Raw genomic sequence first — 19,679 nt, 5'->3', positions numbered from 1 at the left:
CATGTTCAACTTCAAGCAGCTGATTACCGCAGCGCTTTTGATGTCAGTTGCCGTTGTCGCGCAGGCCGAACGCCTGAAGGACATCGCCAGTATTTCCGGCGTGCGTAGTAACCAGTTGATCGGTTATGGCTTGGTCGTGGGCCTCAATGGCACGGGTGACCAGACCACCCAGACGCCGTTCACCCTGCAGACTTTCAACAACATGCTCTCGCAGTTCGGTATCAAGGTGCCGGCAGGCTCGGGCAACGTGCAGCTCAAAAACGTGGCCGCAGTGTCGGTGCATGCCGACCTGCCGCCATTCGCCAAGCCGGGGCAGGTGGTCGATATCACCGTTTCATCGATTGGTAACTCCAAGAGTCTGCGCGGCGGTAGCCTGTTGATGACGCCGCTCAAGGGTATCGACGGCAACGTCTACGCCATTGCCCAAGGCAACCTGGTGGTGGGCGGTTTTGACGCCGAAGGTCGCGACGGCTCAAAGATCACCGTCAACGTACCGTCGGCCGGGCGGATTCCCGGTGGCGCCTCGGTTGAGCGTGCTGTGCCTAGCGGTTTCAACCAGGGCAACAGCCTGACCCTGAACCTTAACCGCCCGGACTTCACCACCGCCAAGCGCATCGTCGACAAGGTCAACGAACTGCTTGGCCCTGGCGTCGCTCAAGCTGTGGACGGTGGTTCGGTGCGAGTCACCGCGCCGCTCGATCCGAGCCAGCGTGTCGATTACCTGTCGATCCTCGAGAACCTGGAAATCGATCCGGGGCAGGCGGTGGCCAAGGTCATCATCAACTCGCGTACCGGCACCATCGTTATTGGTCAGAACGTCAAGGTCTCGCCAGCGGCGGTCACCCACGGCAGCCTGACCGTGACCATCACCGAAGACCCGATTGTCAGCCAGCCGGGGCCGTTCTCCAATGGCCAGACGGCAGTGGTGCCGCGCTCGCGGGTCAATGCCGAGCAGGAAGCCAAGCCGATGTTCAAATTCGGCCCGGGCACCACGCTGGATGAAATCGTTCGCGCTGTGAATCAGGTTGGGGCTGCGCCGAGTGACCTGATGGCGATCCTTGAAGCGTTGAAACAGGCCGGCGCGTTGCAAGCTGACCTGATCGTGATCTGAGGGCTGGCACATGGAAATGCCAAAAAATCCAATGGCGTCGATGTCTGACAGCGGTGCCTACACCGACCTTAATCGGCTCAGCTCGTTGAAGGTTGGTGACCGCGACAGCGAAGCCAACCTGCGCAAGGTGGCGCAGGAATTCGAATCGTTGTTTCTCAACGAGATGCTCAAGTCGATGCGTTCGGCCAGCGATGTGCTGGCCAAGGACAACCCGCTCAATACCGAAACCACCAAGCAATACCAGCAGATGTACGACCAGCAGCTGGCGGTGAGCATGTCGCGCGAAGGCGGCGGTATTGGCTTGCAAGATGTGCTGATGCGTCAGTTGGCCAAGCAGAAAGCATCCTCGGTGAACACCAGCCCGTTCCCGCGCTTTGACGTGCAGCCGCGTGCCCTTGGTGCCACAGCAGTCGGTGTGGCTGATCGCGTCAGCGATGTGAGTACGCGCAACGACGTGGCGGCACTCAACTCGCGTCGCCTGGCCTTGCCGGGCAAGCTCACTGATCGCCTGCTGGCGGGGCTGGTGCCATCTGCCGGTGGCGTTGCGGCTACCACCAACACCGCGCCGATTCCTGGTCGAGCGATCGGTGATGCGGTGGCCAAGGGTGACTGGCAGCCAGCGCAAACTTTTGCCGCACCGAGCGAGATGCGCATTTACGGCCGTGCCGTGGCCCAGCCGCCGTTGGCACCCGCCAAGCGTGCCTTCAGTTCTTCGGATGATTTCGTCGCCACCATGTTGCCGATGGCCGAGCAGGCCGCCAAGCGTATTGGCATCGACCCACGCTATCTGGTGGCGCAGGCCGCACTGGAAACTGGTTGGGGCAAGTCGGTCATGCGTCAGGCTGATGGCAGCAGCAGTCACAACCTGTTTGGCATCAAGGCCACCGGCAATTGGCAAGGCGATCAGGCGCGGGCGATTACCAGCGAGTTCCGTAACGGCCAGTTCGTCAAGGAGACGGCAGCGTTCCGCTCCTACGATTCCTATCAAGACAGCTTCCATGACCTGGTCAGCCTGTTGCAGAACAACGCGCGCTATAAAGATGCCGTGAGTTCGGCCGATAACCCGGAACAGTTTGCCAAAGAGCTGCAAAAGGCCGGCTACGCCACCGACCCTGACTACGCGCGCAAGATCATCAGCATTGCCCGGCAGTTGCAGCCAACCCCGCAATACGCCTTGGCTGGCGGTACCACGAATCTATAAGGACTGAAGAATGTCGAATCTGATCTCGATCGGGCTGAGTGGCCTGAATGCCAGCCAGGCCGCACTTGCGATTACCTCGAACAACATCGCCAACGCGGCGACGTCGGGTTATTCGCGCCAGCAGGCAGTGCAGGTCGCTGGTGGCATGCAGAACATTGGTGTCGGCTTTATCGGCACCGGTACCACGCTGTCGGATGTTCGCCGCATCTACAACAGCTACCTGGATAATCAGCTGCAAACCGCCACGTCGCTGAACACCGATGCACTTGCCTTCCAGGATCAGATCACCAGCGTCGACAAGTTGCTGGCCGACCGCGACACCGGCATCAGCTCGGTGCTCACCTCGTTTTTCTCCGCCTTGCAGACCGCCTCGGCGTCGCCCAGTGATGTTGCCTCGCGCCAGCTGCTGCTGACTCAGGCGCAAACCCTGAGCAACCGTTTCAACGCCATCTCGAAGCAGATGAGCCAGCAGAACGACAACATCAACTCCCAGCTCGACACCATGACCGGGCAGGTCAACAAACTGACCGCCAACATTGCTGAATACAACAAGCAAATCGTGCAGATGTCGGCTTCGGGCAACACCCCCAACAACCTGATCGATGCGCGCAACGAAGCGGTGCGTCAGCTCAATGAACTGGTCGGCGTGACCGTACAGGAGCGTGACGGCAACCTCGACGTCTACCTGGGTACCGGCCAATCGCTGGTCACCGGTTACCAGGCCAACACCTTGTCGGTCGGGCCGAGCCCCACCGACAAGAGCCAGTACAGCATCAGCATCAATTATCAGACCTTCAGTTCTGACGTCACCTCGGTGGTCAGTGGCGGGCAGATCGGTGGCTTGCTGCGCTATCGCGATGAAGTCCTCAACCCGTCGATGAACGAACTGGGGCGTGTGGCGCTGGTAGTTGCCGACACGATCAACAGCCAGTTGGGGCAGGGCCTGGATGCCAATGGCCAGTTCGGCAGCGGGCTGTTCTCCAGCATCAACAGCGCCGCCGCGATCAGCCAACGCAGCTTGGCGTCGTCGGGCAACAGCGCAGGCTCTGGCAACCTCAACGTGACCATCACCAACAGCGGTGCGCTGAGCACGTACGACTATGAGGTCAAGTTCACCAGCGACAAGAACTACACCGTGCGCCGCTCCGATGGCACCGAGATGGGCCCTTTCGCCATCGACCAGGACCCAGCACCGGAAATTGACGGTTTCACCCTGTCGCTCAACGGCGGCACCCTGGCGGCGGGTGACAGCTTCAAGGTCATTCCGACCCGTGCGGCAGCTGGCAGCATCGATACGGTGCTGACCGACGCCAACAAGCTGGCATTTGCCGGCCCGATCAGCGCCACTGCCGGTGGCGGCAATGGCGGTACCGGCACCATCACCCAGCCGAACCTGGGCGAGCGCCTGGATATTTACGGTGGTGCCGAGCAGGCGCAAATGCAGGAGGCGATCAAGCACTCCATGCCGGTGCGCGTGGTGTTCAGCGACGCCAGTGGCGGCACGCAAGGTTACAAGTTGTTCGACTCCAAAGGCGCCGAGATTGGCTCAGGCACCATTGTGCCGGGCCAGGACAACAAACTGTCGATCAATGTGCCGATGCGCGACGCCTCGGGTGCGCCGATCCTCGATGGTAGCGGCAACCCGCGTACCTTCAGTGTCGAAACCACCGTTGGCGGCAGCCCGGCGGGCAATGACAGCTTCACCCTGGCGTTCAACGCCGAGGGTAAATCCGACAACCGCAACGCCCAGTCGCTGCTCGACCTGCAAACCAAGGCCACGGTCGGCACCGGCGCAGGTGCAGGCACCAGCTTCACCTCGGCCTATGCCTCGTTGGTCGAGCGGGTCGGGGCCAAGGCCAACCAGGCCAAGATCGACAGCACCGCCAGCGGTGCCGTGCTGGATTCGGCCAAGGCTGGGCGCGCTTCGGTTTCCGGGGTCAACCTGGATGACGAAGCCGCAAGCCTGGTGAAGTTCCAGCACTACTACACCGCGTCGTCGCAGATCATCAAGACCGCGCAAGAAACCTTCAGCACCTTGATCAACGCCCTGTAAGGAGTAGCCGACCGTGCGTATTTCCACTGCTCAGTTCTATGAGACCAGCGCCAACAGCTACTCGAAGAATTTCTCCGACACTGCCAAAACCTCGGAGCAGGTGTCGTCGGGTATTCGCATCCAGACTGCGGCGGATGATCCGGTCGGTGCTGCGCGTTTGCTGTTGTTGCAGCAGCAAAGCGCCTTGTTGGGTCAATATGACGCCAACATGACCACCGTGAACAACGCGCTGTTGCAGGAAGAAAGCGTGCTTTCGACCATCAACGACGCGCTGCAACGGGCCGTCGAGCTGACCTTGAAGGCCGGTGACGGCAGTCTGAGCGATGCCGACCGGGCCTCGATCAGTGCCGAGATCAAAGAGATCGAAGCCAACGTCTTCGGCCTGCTTAATTCCCGTGATGCCAATGGCAACTACCTGTTTGGCGGCTCCAAGACTTCGCAGCCGCCTTACGTGCGCAACAGCGACGGTACCTACAGCTATCAGGGTGATCAGACCCAGCTCAGCCTGCAGGTCTCCGATACCCTGTTCCTGGCCACCAACGACAGCGGTTACAGCGTTTTCGATCAGGCCATCAACAACAGCCGGACCGAGACCAGCCTGCAGGCGCCACTGCCTAACGACGGCCGTGTCGGCTTGTCTCAGGGCCTGATGACCTCGGTCAACACCTATAACAGTTCGTTTGGTAAAGGTCAGCCGTATACCATCACCTTCACCAGCGCAACGCAGTACAGCATCAAGGATGCCAACGGTAACGACGTCACCAGCGAAACCGCTACCAACGGCACCTTCGACCGCAACGCTGAAGGCGGCAACATGATCTCCTTCCGCGGTGTCGATCTGGAGATCAACATCGCCCTCAAGGACGGTGATGATCCTGACGCCGTCATTGCCGGGCATGAGTTCACCTTCGGTGCGCGCCCCGACACCATCAACGCCTCGCGTGGTGCCGGTAACCCGTCTACGGCGCAGGTCACCGGTACCAGCATCAGCGATAATGATGACTATCGCAGCACCTTCCCCAGTGGCGGGGCGCTGCTCAAGTTCACCAGCGATACTGATTACGAGCTGTATGCCCAGCCTTACACCGCTGACAGCAAGCCGGTGGCCAGCGGCACCATCGGGGCTGGCAACGCCCTGACCGTCGCCGGTGTTACCTATCAGTTCGACGGCCCGCCAAAGGCCGGTGATCAGTTCGGCGTGACGGCCAATACCCACAAGACCCAGAACGTGCTTGATACCCTGGCGCAGTTGCGTACCGCGCTGGACAAGCCAGTGACCGATGGCGAGACATCGATTGCCCTCAAGCAGGCGGTAGATTCGGCGATTTCCAACATCGCCAGTGCCCGTGAGCGCATGGACATCACGCGTGGCTCGATCGGTGCGCGGGGTAACTCGCTGGAAATCCAGAAGCAGGAGAACATCAGCCTGGACCTGGCCAACAAGAGCACCCAGGCGGCTATTGGTAATACCGATATGTCGACGGCGGCGATCACCTTGACCTTGCAGCAGGCGATGCTGGAGGCCTCACAGTTGGCCTTTGCACGCTTGTCGCAGCTGAGCTTGTTCAACAAGCTCTAAGCCGCCCAAAACACCCTCCGGTGGGAGCGGGCTTGCCCCGCGATTGCAATGTGACTGACACACCGCAATCGCGGGGCAAGCCCGCTCCTACCGGTTTTTTTTGCCTGTGAGAATGCCTGTAGCCCTCGACTTATGGTAATTGAGTGTGACCAATGAGTCGGATCGGGCATCTTCCCTGTATCCTGTTGGTGGCATTTGCAAGAATTTGTTGCCGATTTTTAGTGTGTAGCTTCAGGGCAGTGCAGGCCCGGTTTTTGGCGCCCTCAGTTTAGCGAGCGGCGGTCTTTGGCTGTTTTGATTGGGAAGCCAGAATGATTGGCATTAAAAGTATCGCGAGTTACGTGCCCCCCGCTGGCCTGGACAACTATGCCCAGGGTGCGAAGTTCGGCAAGGATGAGACCTTCATCTTTGGCAAGATCGGTTCGACCTTTCTGCCGCGCAAGGACGATGAGCAAGAAACCTCAGACCTCTGCGTAGAGGCCGCCAAGGCGTTGTTTGCCAACAACCCAAGCCTCGACCCGCAATCCATTGATGCGCTGATCGTGGTCACCCAAAACGGTGACGAAGAAGGTTTGCCGCACACCGCCGCCATCGTCCAGGACAAACTCGGCCTGTCGACTCGGGTGGCAGCGTTTGACGTATCGCTGGGCTGCTCGGGGTATGTCTATGGCCTGTATGCAATCAAGGGCTTCATGGAGGCCGCAGGCCTGAAGAACGGCCTGCTGATCACCGCCGACCCGTATTCGAAAATCGTTGATCCGGAAGACCGCAACACCACCATGCTGTTCGGTGATGCCGCCACCGCCACCTGGATGGGCGAAGATGCCACCTGGCAGCTGGGGCAGGCGCGCTTCGGTACCGACGGCTCCGGTGCTGCGCACCTGAAAGTCACTGATGGCAATTTCTTCATGAACGGCCGTCAGGTATTCAACTTTGCCTTGGTCAAAGTGCCTGCGCACCTGAACGAACTGCTTGATGCTTCGGGGCTGACCGCCGCAGATGTCGATGCGTTCTGCATCCACCAGGGCAGCGCCGCGATTGTTGATGCCGTGGCCCGTCGTTTTGACGAAGATCCGGAGTCGACGGTGAAGGACAAGTTCATCAAGGACATGCTCGAAACCGGCAACACCGTGTCGTCCAGCGTGCCGCTGCTGCTGGAGAAACACATGCTCGACGGCAGCTGGAAGCGCGTGGCCATCAGTGGCTTTGGTGTCGGCCTGTCGTGGGGCTCGGCAATCCTCTATCGCTCGTAAGCCTTACGCTAGAGGGCCGGTGGGAGCGGGCTTGCCCCGCGATGCGGTGTGACTGCCAGATCGCGTTCGCGGGGCAAGCCCGCTCCCACCGGATGACTTCGGATTACTGGCGTCAGTTTTTGCGCAATGCCCCGTTTTTATTGGCGTTCAAGCCCTTGAATTACAAAGGGTGGCACGGTGCTAGTAAAAATTTTCAAAAAAACCCTCAAGCAACCTGTTTTCACGACGATAACCATTACGAAGGTTCTCTAGGCCACACCCGGCGGTTGCCAGGGCCGGAAGCCGCAGTATCCATCCAACGAGGATTTCGTAATGGCATTATCCGTAAACACCAACATCACTTCCCTGGGTGTCCAGAAGAACCTGAACAAAGCTTCCGACGCCCTGAGCCAGTCGATGAACCGTCTGTCTTCCGGCCTGAAAATCAACAGCGCCAAAGACGACGCCGCTGGCATGCAGATCGCCAACCGTCTGAACAACCAGGTCAAAGGCCTGAACGTTGCCATCGCTAACGCCAACAACGGTGTTTCGATCGCCCAGACCGCTGAAGGCGCAATGCAGGAATCCACCAACACCCTGCAGCGTCTGCGTGAACTCGCCCTGCAAGCAGCGAACGGTGATAAATCCGACGCTGACCGTGTTTCCCTGCAGCAAGAATTCACCGCTAAAGTCGGCGAACTGAACCGTATCGCCAGCACCACCACCTTCGGTGGTCGTAACCTGCTGGACGGCTCGTTCAGCAACGTTGCGTTCCAGATCGGCGCCAACGCCAACGAAACCATTTCGTTCGGCATGACCGACATCAGCGCCACTGCGCTGAAAGGTACTTACAGCGAAGCTTCGGTTAATGGCGATGCACCCAAAGGCCTGGCTGCTACCACTACCGGTTCGGCATTCGGCGATGTCGCTAAAAAGGTAGGCGGTGCGGCCGCTGGTGCCACCCTTGCTACTGATGAGCTGGTGATCAACGGTGTAACTGTCAAGCTGACTGCTGCTGCCGCTGGTGCTGCCGCTGGCGCCGCTGCAGTCACTGAAATCAACAAAAAGACCGCTGAGACTGGCGTTACTGCAAGTGCCGACGCTGCTGGCATTGTGACCCTGAAGTCGAGCAGTGACATCACGCTGGGTACCAACCCTGGTCCTGCAACCAACGGTTTGGCCTCGCTTGGCCTGGGCGCAGCAGGTACTACAGCAGCCGTACCTGTTACCACTGCTAGCACAATGGATGCTACCGGCTCCATTACTGTCAATGGCAACGCTGTTAGCTGGACTGCAACCAGCACCATTGCCAACGTACTGACCGCCATGGAAACCGCTGCAGGTGGCACGGCTAACGGTGCTAAAGCCGAGCTCGTCGATGGCCGTGTCAAGCTGACTTCGGGCAACGGTGCTGACATCAAGCTGGCTAACACTTCTGCCGGTTCGCTGTCGCAGCTGGGTCTGTCGGCTGGTACTACTCAAGCCAAACTGACTGCTGACACTTCCATCGACCTGAACGGCGTTGAAGTCAAGTTCAAGAAAGGCGACACCATCGATGCCGTTGTTGCTTCGATCAACAGCGCCAGCACCGGCGTTATCGCCAGCAAAAACACCGACGGCACCCTGAACCTGTTCGCTGACAAAGACATCACCGTCAAGGACGGCGCTGCCGGTACCGGTCTGGCTGCTCTGGGTCTGACCGCTGTTGCCGCCGCTGGCACCAAGTCTGCCACCACCATGGAAACCAGCGTTTCCGACCTGAACATCCTGACTGCCGCTTCTTCGCAGCAGGCCATCCAGGCTCTGGACGACGCCATGCAGCAGATCGACAGCCAGCGTTCGCAGCTGGGTGCGGTGCAAAACCGTTTCGCCAGCACCGTCGCCAACCTGCAGAGCATTTCGCAGAACTCCTCGGCTGCTAAAGGCCGTGTAGAAGACGCTGACTTCGCTTCTGAAGCTGCCGAGCTGACCAAGCAACAAACCCTGCAACAGGCTTCCACTGCGATCCTGTCCCAGGCCAACCAGCTGCCATCGTCTGTTCTGAAGCTGCTTCAGTAATAGCGTTTAGCGGTTAGTTAACGGAAGGGCGCGTATACGTGCCCTTTCGTTTTTTTCAGTTTCGAGGTGATGACATGGACATGAGTATCAAGCTGAACACGTCGTACCCGGCCGCTGTCACCCAGGCCCAAGGCGCTCAGGCGGCCCAGGCTAAGCCTGCAGAAAAGACTGAGCCCGCAGCAGCCGAAGAGTCGCAGCGTGCGGCGCTGGAAAAAGCTGTAACCGAGATGCGTGAATTTGTACAGGCTACCCACCGTAACCTGGACTTTTCCATCGATGAAACCACCGGCATTGTGGTGGTCAAAGTGATCGCCACCGACAGTGGTGAAGTAGTTCGCCAGCTTCCATCAGAAACCGCGCTGAAGCTCGCGCAGAATCTGAGCGATGCCAGCAGCCTGTTGTTCAACACCAAGGCTTGAGTTGGCACGAAACCTGTTTCAGATTGCCGCTTAGGCGTTTTTCGCCAAGAAAGCGGCAGCCGCAAGGAGAGTAGCAAATGGCTAGTTCAACGATTTCCGGCCCAGGTTCGGGCTACGACACGCAAGGCATCGTCAAGGCGCTGGTCGGGGCAGAAAAGGCACCCAAACAGGCGCAAATCACCGCTCAGCAAAAAGACGCGACCATCAAACTGTCGGCAGTCGGCTCGGTAAAGACGGCGCTCGAAGCGTTCCAGGCGGCAATCACCAAGTTGAACAATGCCGCCGCCTTCAACGGCCTGGCTGCTACCACCTCCGAAGAAAAGAACGTCAAGGTCACCCTCGGTGAGGGGGCGTCCAGCGGTAAATACACCGTGGTCGTCGACAGCCTGGCGACTTCGTCGAAACTGACCAGCAAGGTGTACGCCGATGGCGCCACCAGCAAGGCCAACAGCACTGACGAAGCACAGACGCTGACCATTACCCAGTCGGGTAAAAGCTATGACGTGATCATTCCTGGCGGTGCGACCCTGCAGGAAACCCGTGAGCAGATCAACACCCAGCTTTCGGCCCAGGGCATCACCGCCAACATTCTCAATGACGCCAGTGGTTCGCGTCTGGTCATCGGTTCGACCACTACTGGCGAAGGCACGGATATCACCCTCAGCGGTGACTCCGAACTGGCCACCGCCTTTACTGCAGGTGCTCCGGCGCAGAACGCCAAGTACAGCATCGACGGCATTGCCATGGAGTCGAAAACCAACAAGATTGACTCCGCCATCAGTGGAGTGACCCTTGATCTGGTCGCTGCGGAAAAAGACAAGCCGATCACCATCACCGTGGCCAGCAACACCGACACCTTGAAGACCTCGGTGCAGTCGTTCGTCACTGCGTACAACGCGCTGATGACCGCGATCAATACCCAGACCAAGGTCACCTCTACCGGTGATGCCTCCACCACCACGGCAGGTGCTTTGACCGGCGATGCATCGATGCGTCAGCTGGTTTCCAGCCTGCGTGGCGAACTGACCAATGGCAAAGGCTCGGGTAGCATTACCAGCCTCGCGGCAATGGGCATCACCACCGACCAGAAAACCGGCCTGCTGAGCCTGGACGATAAGGCGTGGGACAAGGCGGTAGTCAAAGGCGCAGGCGATATCGCCAAGCTGTTTACCGGCGACACTGGCCTGATCACCCGTATGAACAAGGCCACCGCCAGCTACGTGGGTACCACCGGCAGCCTGGCCACCCGTGCCACCGACCTCAACAACAAGTTGACCGACCTGACCACCGAGCAGGCCGATCTGGACCGGCGCATGGAGGCGCTGACAGACTCGCTGACCAAGAAGTACACAGCGATGGACACCATGATCGCGCAGCTCAACGCCAGCGCGTCGAGCATGATGACTACCCTCAACTCGCTGAACAACGCTAAGTCCGAGTGATCGGTTACACGCCCGCGCACCCGGTGAGGGGGCGCGGGTGCTGGATTAAAGTTTTTTGCCACACAGTCGAAACCTTGGTTAGGGTTTGTAAGAAAAGTCTCCGAGCGGCGACTTTTCTACAAACCTTAGAGCCCACTTATTCGCCTGAGGCCTTTAACGAGGTAGCAACATGAACCCAATGAGAGCCCTTCGCCAATACCAGAAGGTCAATTCCCACGCTCAAGTCTCTGAAGCCAGCCCGCACCGTTTGGTGCAAATGCTGATGGAAGGCGGGTTGGATCGCATGGCTCAGGCCAAAGGCGCCATCGCCCGTGACGACATCGCGCAAAAAGGCCTGATGCTGGGCAAGGCAATCGACATCATCACCGGCCTGCGCGACGGCCTGGATGCTGAAAAAGCCGAAGATCCTGCAGCCGTGCATCAACTGGATGCCCTGTACGGCTACATGGCCAACCGCTTGGTGGAAGCCAACAGCACCAACAACGTCGAGATGATCGACGAAGTTGCGCGTCTGCTGATCACGGTTAAATCCGGCTGGGATGCCATCGCTCCCCAATAAAGCCGTTGGCATTGAGGTAAAGATCATGAGCCAAGCACTGCAAAGGATTGAGGAAACACGCGAAGCCTTGCTGGGTGCCCTGAATAGTCGTGACTGGGGGGCAATCAGCGAGCTCGACGTGAGTTGTCGCTCGTGTGTCGACGAAGTGCTGGCCGAAGCATCGGTCAATGAAGAAAGTCTGCGCAGCAGTCTGGAGGAGTTGCTTGGTGTTTACCGGCAACTAATTGCCGTTGCAAGTGACGAGCGTCAATCAATAGTCGATGAGATGTCGCAGATCCGGCATGCCAAAAACGCGGCGAAGGTATACCATTTGTTCAGCTGAAGCTGGGCAAAACCATAAACAGGGCGCCATAAATTTGACTCTGTGCGGTTTTTTGACTTAACTAGTAGCTGTTTTCAAATTTCAGACGTCCGAACACTGACCGTTCAGTCGGAATGATGTCGAGCTTGCCCTGAAAAGGGTGCCGAGATGACTAGGGAAGTTGCTATTGCATGTGGCGTGAAACCAAAATTCTGCTGATCGATGACGATAGCGCCCGCCGCCGCGATTTGGCGGTGGTTTTAAATTTTCTTGGCGAAGAAAATATCACTTGCTCAAGCCATGATTGGCAGCAGGTGGTTGAGTCGTTGTCATCCAGTCGAGAAGTACTGTGTGTCTTGATCGGGACCGTTAACGCTCCAGCAAGTCTTTTGGGCGTGCTTAAGACAGTGGCAGCGTGGGATGAGTTCCTTCCGGTTCTGTTAATTGGTGAAATTTCTTCTGCCGAGTTGCCAGAAGAGCTGCGCCGTCGCGTTCTTTCCAGCATCGAGATGCCGCCGAGCTACAGCAAGTTGCTCGATTCGCTGCACCGTGCCCAGGTTTACCGCGAAATGTACGACCAGGCGCGTGAGCGCGGTCGCCAGCGCGAGCCGAACCTGTTCCGCAGCCTGGTGGGCACCAGCCGTGCCATCCAGCATGTGCGCCAGATGATGCAGCAAGTGGCCGATACCGATGCCAGTGTGCTGATCCTTGGTGAGTCGGGCACAGGCAAGGAAGTGGTTGCGCGTAACCTGCATTACCATTCCAAGCGCCGTGAGGCGCCGTTCGTGCCGGTCAACTGCGGCGCGATCCCGGCTGAGCTGCTGGAAAGCGAACTGTTCGGCCATGAGAAGGGCGCCTTTACCGGGGCGATCACCAGCCGTGCCGGGCGTTTCGAGCTGGCCAATGGCGGTACGCTGTTCCTCGATGAAATCGGTGACATGCCGCTGCCGATGCAGGTCAAGCTGTTGCGTGTGCTGCAAGAGCGGACCTTTGAGCGCGTGGGCAGCAACAAGACCCAGGGCATCGATGTGCGCATCATCGCTGCGACCCACAAGAACCTGGAAAGCATGATCGAGGCGGGCACCTTCCGCGAAGACCTGTACTACCGCCTCAACGTGTTCCCCATCGAGATGGCCCCGCTGCGTGAGCGTGTCGAGGACATCCCGCTGCTGATGAACGAGCTGATCTCGCGCATGGAGCACGAGAAGCGCGGTTCGATCCGCTTCAATTCGGCGGCAATCATGTCGCTGTGCCGACATGGCTGGCCGGGCAACGTCCGTGAGCTGGCCAACCTGGTCGAGCGCATGGCGATCATGCACCCGTATGGGGTGATTGGCGTCTCGGAGCTGCCGAAGAAATTCCGCTACGTCGATGACGAAGACGAGCATCTGGTCGACAGCCTGCGTTCCGACATGGAAGAGCGCGTGGCTATCAACGGTGGCATGCCGACTTTCTCGACGCACGCCATGCTGCCGCCGGAAGGCCTGGACCTCAAAGACTACCTCGGTGGCTTGGAGCAAGGCTTGATCCAGCAGGCGCTGGATGATGCCAACGGCATCGTGGCGCGCGCTGCTGAACGTCTGCGTATCCGCCGTACCACCCTGGTGGAGAAGATGCGCAAGTACGGCATGAGCCGTCGCGACGGTGAAGATCAGGCGGAGGATTGACGCTTGATTGACGACAACGGGGCGCTCAGGCGCCCCGTTGTGTTTTATATCCCTACGAAGTGCAAGGCTGTAACCCCCGTCCTGCCTGCTTTGTGTGGCGTGCAAGGCAACCCGTCGCAACCTTCGGCCAAGTATCCGGCACGTCTATTGCTATATCGCTGGCAACATACCGTTTTATGACGGTCAGCCACGCGAGAGAGCACGATGCCCCAGGCCGCCCCCATCCGCAGTGTCCCTAATCTGAAGGGGGCGAACGCCGCCGAGCAGGAAACTCGCCTGGGTTTGTTCGATCAGGTTTCCAGCCAGCTCAGTGAGTCGTTCAATCTGCTGGAAGCACGGGTCACCGAACTCAAGGGTGAGCTGGCGGTGGTCAGTGCCCAGCGTATGGCTGAGCTGGCCGAAAAAGAACGCCTGGCCAATCGTCTGCAAAACCTGCTCGACCTGCTGCCGGGCGGCGTCATTGTCATTGATGCGCAGGGGCGGGTGCGTGAAGCCAACCCGGCGGCCTGTGATCTGTTGGGTGAGCCGTTGGTGGGTGAGCTGTGGCGTCAGGTGATTGCGCGCAGCTTTGCTCCGCGGGTCGATGACGGTCATGAAGTGTCGCTGCGTGATGGTCGGCGCTTGTCGATTGCCACTCGCTCGTTGGATGCCGAGCCGGGGCAACTGGTGTTGCTCAACGATCTGACTGAAACCCGTCACCTGCAGGGCGAGCTGGCGCGGCATGAACGCCTGTCGTCGTTGGGGCGGATGGTAGCTTCGCTGGCGCATCAGATCCGTACACCGTTGTCGGCGGCGTTGCTTTACGCCAGCCACCTGGCCGAGCAGGCGTTGCCGCAAGACACCCAGCAGCGCTTCGCCGGCCATCTCAAAGAGCGCCTGCACGAGCTGGAGCATCAGGTGCGCGACATGCTGGTGTTTGCCCGCGGCGAGCTACCGTTGACCGACCGTATCACCCCCAAGGCGTTGTTTCAGGCGCTGCAGCAAGCGGCGCAGGTGCATGTTCAGGGGCATGCCGTGCGTTGGCAGTGCGACAGCCATCTGGGTGAGCTGCTGTGCAACCGCGACACTCTGGTCGGTGCCTTGCTCAACCTGATTGAAAATGCCCTGCAAGCCGGTGGCGAGTCGGTGCGCCTTAAAGTGCACCTGTACCGCCGCGGGCAGATGCTGCGCCTGTGCATCAGTGATGCCGGTGCGGGCATTGATAGCGCCTTGCTGGCGCGCTTGGGTGAGCCGTTCCTTACCACCAAAGCCACCGGCACCGGGCTCGGCCTGGCGGTGGTCAAGGCAGTGGCGCGGGCGCATCAGGGCGCCCTGCAATTACGTTCGAAGCCGGGTCGTGGCACCTGTGCGCTGGTTACTTTGCCGTTGATAGACGCGCTGTAAAGGGAGAAATGCAATGAAGGCAATCAAGGTGCTGCTGGTCGAGGATGATCGGGCACTGCGTCAGGCCTTGGGCGATACCCTGGAGCTCGGTGGTTTTGCCTATCGTGCCGTCGGTTCAGCCGAAGAGGCGTTGGAAGCCGTTGCTGAGGAGGCCTTCAGCCTGGTGGTCAGCGACGTCAACATGCCTGGCATGGACGGGCACCAGCTGCTCGCCTTGTTGCGCGCGCGTCAGCCGCAGTTGCCGGTGTTGTTGATGACCGCCCATGCTGCGGTGGAGCGTGCCGTTGAAGCCATGCGCCAGGGCGCGGTGGATTACCTGGTCAAACCCTTCGAGCCGCGCGCGTTGCTTGAGTTGGTGGCGCGTCATGCCCTGGGCGTTGTGGCGGGTGTGGTCGATGAAGGGCCGGTGGCCTGTGAGCCGGCCAGTGCGCAATTGCTTGAGCTGGCTGCGCGGGTAGCGCGCAGCGATTCCACCGTGTTGATTTCCGGTGAGTCGGGTACCGGTAAAGAAGTGCTGGCGCGCTTTATTCACCAGCAATCGAACCGCGCCGATCAACCGTTCGTGGCGATCAACTGCGCAGCGATTCCCGACAACATGCTTGAGGCGACCCTGTTCGGTCACGAGAAGGGCTCGTTCACCGGCGCCATTGCCGCGCAGGCCGGTAAGTTCGAGCAGGCTGATGGCGGCACCTTGTTGCTCGATGAAATCTCCGAAATGCCCCTTGGGCTGCAAGCCAAGCTGCTGCGGGTGTTGCAGGAGCGGGAAGTGGAGCGTGTCGGTGGGCGTAAGCCTATCGCCCTGGACATCCGTGTGGTGGCCACCACCAACCGCGACCTGGCCGGCGAAGTGGCGGCGGGGCGCTTCCGTGAAGACTTGTTCTATCGCTTGTCGGTGTTTCCGCTGGCCTGGCGACCGCTGCGCGAACGAAGCGCCGATATTCTGCCGCTGGCTGAGCGTTTGCTGGCGCGACACGTCAATAAAATGAAGCATGCGCCGGTGCGCCTGTCTTCTGGCGCTCGGGCCTGCCTGCAAGGCTATGCCTGGCCGGGTAATGTGCGCGAACTGGATAACGCCATTCAGCGGGCGTTGATCCTGCAGCAGGGCGGGGTGATCGAGGCGGCGGATTTTTGTCTGGCCGGGGCCGTGCCGATGTTCACTGCGACGCCGCCCAAGGTTGCACCGTCGCCAGCGGTGGCCGAGATATCTGCAGGGCTGGGCGACGACATGCGTCGCCACGAGTTCCAGATGATCATCGATACCTTGCGCGCCGAGCGCGGACGCCGCAAAGAAGCGGCCGAGCGCTTGGGCATCAGCCCGCGCACCCTGCGCTACAAACTGGCGCAAATGCGTGATGCCGGGATGGATGTTGAGGCCAGCTTGTACGCCAGCTGAAGGCTGTGAATAATCGCGGGTTTGCACGGTCTGTGCGCAGAGCTGGCACCTTTGTTGCTAAGTCCTGCGTATCCGCTGCGTGAGTGTCAAAAAAATGCGGGCCGTCGGAGAGAGAAGTCCATGAGCCAAGGTGTTGAATTTAATCGATTGATGTTGGACATGCGGGCCATGCAAATGGACGCCATGTCGATGCCTAAAGCGGCAGCCGCACCTGAGCTCGGTTCGAGCGATTTTGCCGACATGCTGGGGCAGGCCATCAATAAGGTCAGCGCCACTCAGCAGGCTTCCACGCAACTGTCCAACGCCTTCGAAATTGGTACCAGCGGCGTTGACCTGACCGATGTGATGATCGCCTCGCAGAAGGCCTCGGTATCGTTTCAAGCCTTGACCCAAGTGCGTAACAAGCTGGTCCAGGCCTATCAAGACATCATGCAGATGCCGGTATAAGGGCGAGATTGAGTCATGGCCGAAGCAGTCGTCGATAACGTGCCCGCCAAAGGCGGTGCGCCAGCGCCCAAGCCGCCGTTGTTCGGCATGTCGTTTCTGGAAAACATCTCGCAGATGCCCATGCTGCGTCAGGTCGGCCTGCTGGTCGGGTTGGCCGCCAGTGTCGCTATCGGCTTTGCCGTGGTGCTCTGGTCGCAGCAGCCTGATTACCGGCCGCTGTACGGCAGCCTGGCCGGCATGGACACCAAGCAGGTCATGGACACCCTGGCCGCTGCCGATATCCCTTACAACGTTGAACCGAATTCCGGCGCCTTGCTGGTCAAGGCTGAAGACATTTCCCGTGCGCGCCTGAAACTGGCCGCTGCCGGTGTGGCGCCAGGTGATGGCAATGTCGGCTTTGAGATCCTCGACAAGGAACAAGGCCTGGGCACCAGTCAGTTCATGGAAGCCACCCGCTATCGCCGTGGCCTTGAAGGTGAACTGGCGCGCACTGTTTCCAGCCTGAACAACGTCAAGGCTGCACGTGTGCACCTGGCGATCCCGAAAAGCTCGGTGTTCGTTCGCGACGAGCGTCGCCCTAGTGCTTCGGTACTGGTTGAGCTGTATCCGGGCCGCAGCCTGGAAGCCGGTCAGGTGATGGCGATTGTCAACCTGGTGGCCACCAGTGTGCCGGAACTGGACAAGTCTCAGGTCACCGTGGTGGACCAGAAGGGCAACCTGTTGTCCGATCAGGTCGGCAACTCTGAGTTGACCATGGCCGGCAAACAGTTCGACTACAGCCGCCGCATGGAAGGCATGCTCACCCAGCGTGTGCACAACATCCTGCAGCCGGTGCTGGGCAATGATCGCTATAAGGCTGAAGTGTCGGCTGATGTCGATTTCAGCGCGGTCGAATCCACCTCCGAGCAATTCAACCCGGATCAACCGGCACTGCGCAGTGAGCAGTCGGTCAATGAGCAGCGCTCCAGCAGTAGCAGCCCGCAGGGTGTGCCGGGTGCCTTGAGCAACCAGCCGCCAGGGCCGGCCTCTGCGCCGCAAACCACCGGCGGTGCCCAGACGGCAGCTTCGGCCATCCAGCCAGGCCAGCCCCTGGTAGATGCCAACGGTCAGCAGATCATGGACCCGGCCACCGGCCAGCCCATGCTCGCGCCGTACCCGGCCGACAAACGCCTGCAGTCGACCAAGAACTTTGAGCTGGACCGCTCCATCAGCCACACCCGTCAGCAGCAGGGTCGCCTGAATCGCCTGTCGGTAGCGGTGGTGGTCGATGATCAGGTCAAGATCGACCCAGCCACTGGCGATACCACGCGTGCGCCGTGGGCCGCTGAAGATTTGGCGCGCTTTACCCGCCTGGTGCAGGACGCCGTGGGCTTCGATGCCAGCCGTGGCGACAGCGTCAGTGTGATCAACGTACCGTTCGCCGCCGACCGCGGTGAAGTGATCGCCGAAATTCCGTTCTACTCGCAGCCGTGGTTCTGGGACATCATCAAGCAGGTCATGGGCGTACTGTTCATCCTCGTGCTGGTGTTCGGCGTGCTGCGCCCGGTACTCAACAACATCACCGGCCATGGGAAGCAACAAGCCGGTGCCGATGGCGACATGGAACTGGGCGGTATGCTCGGTCTGGATGGCGAACTGGCCAACGACCGCGTGAGCCTGGGTGGTCCGCAAAGCATTCTGCTGCCAAGCCCGAGTGAGGGTTACGATGCGCAGCTCAATGCAATCAAGAGCCTGGTGGCCGAAGACCCGGGTCGTGTGGCCCAGGTCGTGAAAGAGTGGATCAACGCCGATGAGTGATAACCGCGCCCTTACCGCGAAACTGAGCCGGGTCGACAAGGCTGCGATCCTGCTCTTGTCCCTGGGTGAAACCGATGCTGCACAAGTGCTGCGGCACATGGGCCCTAAAGAAGTTCAGCGCGTTGGCGTGGCCATGGCGCAGATGGGCAACGTCCATCGCGAGCAGGTCGAGCAGGTGATGAGCGAGTTCGTCGAGATCGTCGGCGACCAGACCAGCCTGGGCGTCGGCTCCGACGGTTACATTCGCAAAATGCTTACCCAGGCGCTGGGTGAAGACAAAGCCAACGGCTTGATTGACCGCATTCTGCTCGGTGGCAACACCAGCGGTCTGGACAGTCTCAAGTGGATGGAGCCGCGTGCCGTGGCCGACGTCATCCGCTACGAGCACCCGCAAATCCAGGCCATCGTTGTTGCCTACCTGGACCCGGACCAGGCCGGTGAAGTATTGGGTAACTTCGACCACAAGGTGCGCCTGGATATCATCCTGCGCGTGTCGTCGTTGAACACCGTACAACCGGCAGCACTCAAGGAACTCAACCAGATCCTTGAAAAGCAGTTCTCCGGCAACTCCAACGCGGCACGTACCACCCTGGGTGGTATCAAGCGTGCTGCCGACATCATGAACTTCCTCGACAGCTCGGTGGAAGGCCAGCTGATGGACGCGATCCGCGACATCGATGGCGACTTGTCCGAGCAGATCGAAGACCTGATGTTCGTGTTCAACAACCTCGCCGATGTCGACGACCGTGGCATTCAGGCACTGTTGCGCGAAGTCTCCTCCGATGTGCTGGTGGTGTCGCTCAAAGGTGCCGACGAGAAGGTCAAAGACAAGATCTTCAAGAACATGTCCAAGCGAGCCTCGGAACTGCTGCGCGACGACCTCGAGGCCAAGGGGCCGGTACGGGTCAGCGACGTCGAAGCGGCGCAGAAGGAAATCCTCACCATCGCCCGCCGTATGGCCGAAGCCGGAGAAATCGTGCTCGGTGGCAAGGGCGGCGAAGAGATGATCTAAAGCCTGTATCCCCCTGTGGGAGCGG

General features: G+C 59.8%; 16 protein-coding genes. All 16 read left to right on the top strand.

Annotated features, from left to right (window positions below; all coding sequences use genetic code 11):
* Window position 1 precedes the first annotated feature (1 nt).
* The 16 genes from E1573_RS25525 (at window position 2) to fliG (ending at window position 19,654) form a co-directional block, all read left to right on the top strand.
* Window positions 2–1,111 carry a flagellar basal body P-ring protein FlgI gene (locus tag E1573_RS25525; RefSeq protein ID WP_133217318.1) on the top strand — a complete coding sequence of 370 codons (1,110 nt, stop codon included), beginning with the start codon at window positions 2–4 and terminating at the stop codon, window positions 1,109–1,111.
* Between the two features lie 10 nt (window positions 1,112–1,121).
* A complete protein-coding gene (flgJ, locus tag E1573_RS25520; protein WP_133217317.1) occupies window positions 1,122–2,312 on the top strand; it encodes a flagellar assembly peptidoglycan hydrolase FlgJ in 1,191 nt (396 codons plus the stop codon).
* A 10-nt stretch (window positions 2,313–2,322) separates the two neighbouring features.
* Entirely contained in the window at window positions 2,323–4,365 is a 2,043-nt protein-coding gene (gene flgK / locus E1573_RS25515) for a flagellar hook-associated protein FlgK (RefSeq protein ID WP_133217316.1), read from the top strand.
* A gap of 13 nt (window positions 4,366–4,378) precedes the next feature.
* A complete protein-coding gene (locus tag E1573_RS25510) occupies window positions 4,379–5,944 on the top strand; it encodes a flagellar hook-associated protein 3 (protein ID WP_133217315.1) in 1,566 nt (521 codons plus the stop codon).
* A gap of 311 nt (window positions 5,945–6,255) precedes the next feature.
* Window positions 6,256–7,197: a ketoacyl-ACP synthase III gene (locus E1573_RS25505; protein WP_133217314.1), complete on the top strand. Its 942-nt coding sequence runs from the start codon at window positions 6,256–6,258 to the stop codon at window positions 7,195–7,197.
* Window positions 7,198–7,509: 312 nt separating this feature from the next.
* Window positions 7,510–9,234, top strand: a complete 1,725-nt coding sequence (locus tag E1573_RS25500) for a flagellin (RefSeq protein ID WP_133217313.1) — start codon at window positions 7,510–7,512, stop codon at window positions 9,232–9,234.
* Between the two features lie 74 nt (window positions 9,235–9,308).
* Window positions 9,309–9,653 (top strand): flagellar protein FlaG, encoded by a 345-nt coding sequence (locus E1573_RS25495; protein WP_133217312.1) that lies wholly within the window; start codon window positions 9,309–9,311, stop codon window positions 9,651–9,653.
* A gap of 77 nt (window positions 9,654–9,730) precedes the next feature.
* The gene (gene fliD, locus E1573_RS25490; protein WP_133217311.1) at window positions 9,731–11,095 is read left to right on the top strand and encodes a flagellar filament capping protein FliD; all 1,365 of its coding nucleotides are present in this window, start codon (window positions 9,731–9,733) and stop codon (window positions 11,093–11,095) included.
* A gap of 169 nt (window positions 11,096–11,264) precedes the next feature.
* The gene (fliS, locus tag E1573_RS25485) at window positions 11,265–11,654 is read left to right on the top strand and encodes a flagellar export chaperone FliS (RefSeq protein ID WP_133217310.1); all 390 of its coding nucleotides are present in this window, start codon (window positions 11,265–11,267) and stop codon (window positions 11,652–11,654) included.
* Window positions 11,655–11,679: 25 nt separating this feature from the next.
* Entirely contained in the window at window positions 11,680–11,976 is a 297-nt protein-coding gene (gene fliT / locus E1573_RS25480) for a flagellar protein FliT (protein WP_133217309.1), read from the top strand.
* Between the two features lie 170 nt (window positions 11,977–12,146).
* A complete protein-coding gene (fleQ, locus tag E1573_RS25475; protein WP_133217308.1) occupies window positions 12,147–13,622 on the top strand; it encodes a transcriptional regulator FleQ in 1,476 nt (491 codons plus the stop codon).
* A 204-nt stretch (window positions 13,623–13,826) separates the two neighbouring features.
* Window positions 13,827–15,005, top strand: coding sequence for a PAS domain-containing sensor histidine kinase (locus E1573_RS25470; RefSeq protein ID WP_133217307.1), 1,179 nt, complete (start codon window positions 13,827–13,829; stop codon window positions 15,003–15,005).
* Window positions 15,006–15,018: 13 nt separating this feature from the next.
* Complete coding sequence (locus tag E1573_RS25465) at window positions 15,019–16,398, top strand: sigma-54 dependent transcriptional regulator (RefSeq protein ID WP_133217306.1); 1,380 nt, start codon at window positions 15,019–15,021, stop codon at window positions 16,396–16,398.
* 120 nt (window positions 16,399–16,518) lie between these two features.
* Entirely contained in the window at window positions 16,519–16,845 is a 327-nt protein-coding gene (gene fliE / locus E1573_RS25460; RefSeq protein WP_133217305.1) for a flagellar hook-basal body complex protein FliE, read from the top strand.
* A gap of 15 nt (window positions 16,846–16,860) precedes the next feature.
* Window positions 16,861–18,642: a flagellar basal-body MS-ring/collar protein FliF gene (fliF, locus tag E1573_RS25455; protein ID WP_133217304.1), complete on the top strand. Its 1,782-nt coding sequence runs from the start codon at window positions 16,861–16,863 to the stop codon at window positions 18,640–18,642.
* Entirely contained in the window at window positions 18,635–19,654 is a 1,020-nt protein-coding gene (fliG, locus tag E1573_RS25450) for a flagellar motor switch protein FliG (RefSeq protein ID WP_133217303.1), read from the top strand. Before fliF ends, fliG begins: the two co-directional genes overlap by 8 nt.
* The last annotated feature ends 25 nt before the right edge of the window (window positions 19,655–19,679 follow it).

Source organism: Pseudomonas sp. H9 (genome assembly GCF_004353925.1).
Lineage (GTDB): Bacteria > Pseudomonadota > Gammaproteobacteria > Pseudomonadales > Pseudomonadaceae > Aquipseudomonas.
Note: the sequence above shows the minus strand (reverse complement) of the source record. Positions and strands in the feature narration are given on the sequence as shown.

Bases quoted from the DNA above. Each gene is read 5' to 3' on its own strand.
- flgK (WP_133217316.1), top strand. From the start codon at position 2,323: ATGTCGAATCTGATCTCGATCGGGCTGAGTGGCCTGAATGCCAGCCAG.
- E1573_RS25505 (WP_133217314.1), top strand. From the start codon at position 6,256: ATGATTGGCATTAAAAGTATCGCGAGTTACGTGCCCCCCGCTGGCCTG.
- fleQ (WP_133217308.1), top strand. From the start codon at position 12,147: ATGTGGCGTGAAACCAAAATTCTGCTGATCGATGACGATAGCGCCCGC.
- E1573_RS25470 (WP_133217307.1), top strand. From the start codon at position 13,827: ATGCCCCAGGCCGCCCCCATCCGCAGTGTCCCTAATCTGAAGGGGGCG.
- E1573_RS25500 (WP_133217313.1), top strand. From the start codon at position 7,510: ATGGCATTATCCGTAAACACCAACATCACTTCCCTGGGTGTCCAGAAG.
- E1573_RS25525 (WP_133217318.1), top strand. From the start codon at position 2: ATGTTCAACTTCAAGCAGCTGATTACCGCAGCGCTTTTGATGTCAGTT.
- flgJ (WP_133217317.1), top strand. From the start codon at position 1,122: ATGGAAATGCCAAAAAATCCAATGGCGTCGATGTCTGACAGCGGTGCC.
- fliF (WP_133217304.1), top strand. From the start codon at position 16,861: ATGGCCGAAGCAGTCGTCGATAACGTGCCCGCCAAAGGCGGTGCGCCA.
- fliE (WP_133217305.1), top strand. From the start codon at position 16,519: ATGAGCCAAGGTGTTGAATTTAATCGATTGATGTTGGACATGCGGGCC.
- fliG (WP_133217303.1), top strand. From the start codon at position 18,635: ATGAGTGATAACCGCGCCCTTACCGCGAAACTGAGCCGGGTCGACAAG.
- E1573_RS25495 (WP_133217312.1), top strand. From the start codon at position 9,309: ATGGACATGAGTATCAAGCTGAACACGTCGTACCCGGCCGCTGTCACC.
- E1573_RS25465 (WP_133217306.1), top strand. From the start codon at position 15,019: ATGAAGGCAATCAAGGTGCTGCTGGTCGAGGATGATCGGGCACTGCGT.
- fliS (WP_133217310.1), top strand. From the start codon at position 11,265: ATGAACCCAATGAGAGCCCTTCGCCAATACCAGAAGGTCAATTCCCAC.
- fliT (WP_133217309.1), top strand. From the start codon at position 11,680: ATGAGCCAAGCACTGCAAAGGATTGAGGAAACACGCGAAGCCTTGCTG.
- fliD (WP_133217311.1), top strand. From the start codon at position 9,731: ATGGCTAGTTCAACGATTTCCGGCCCAGGTTCGGGCTACGACACGCAA.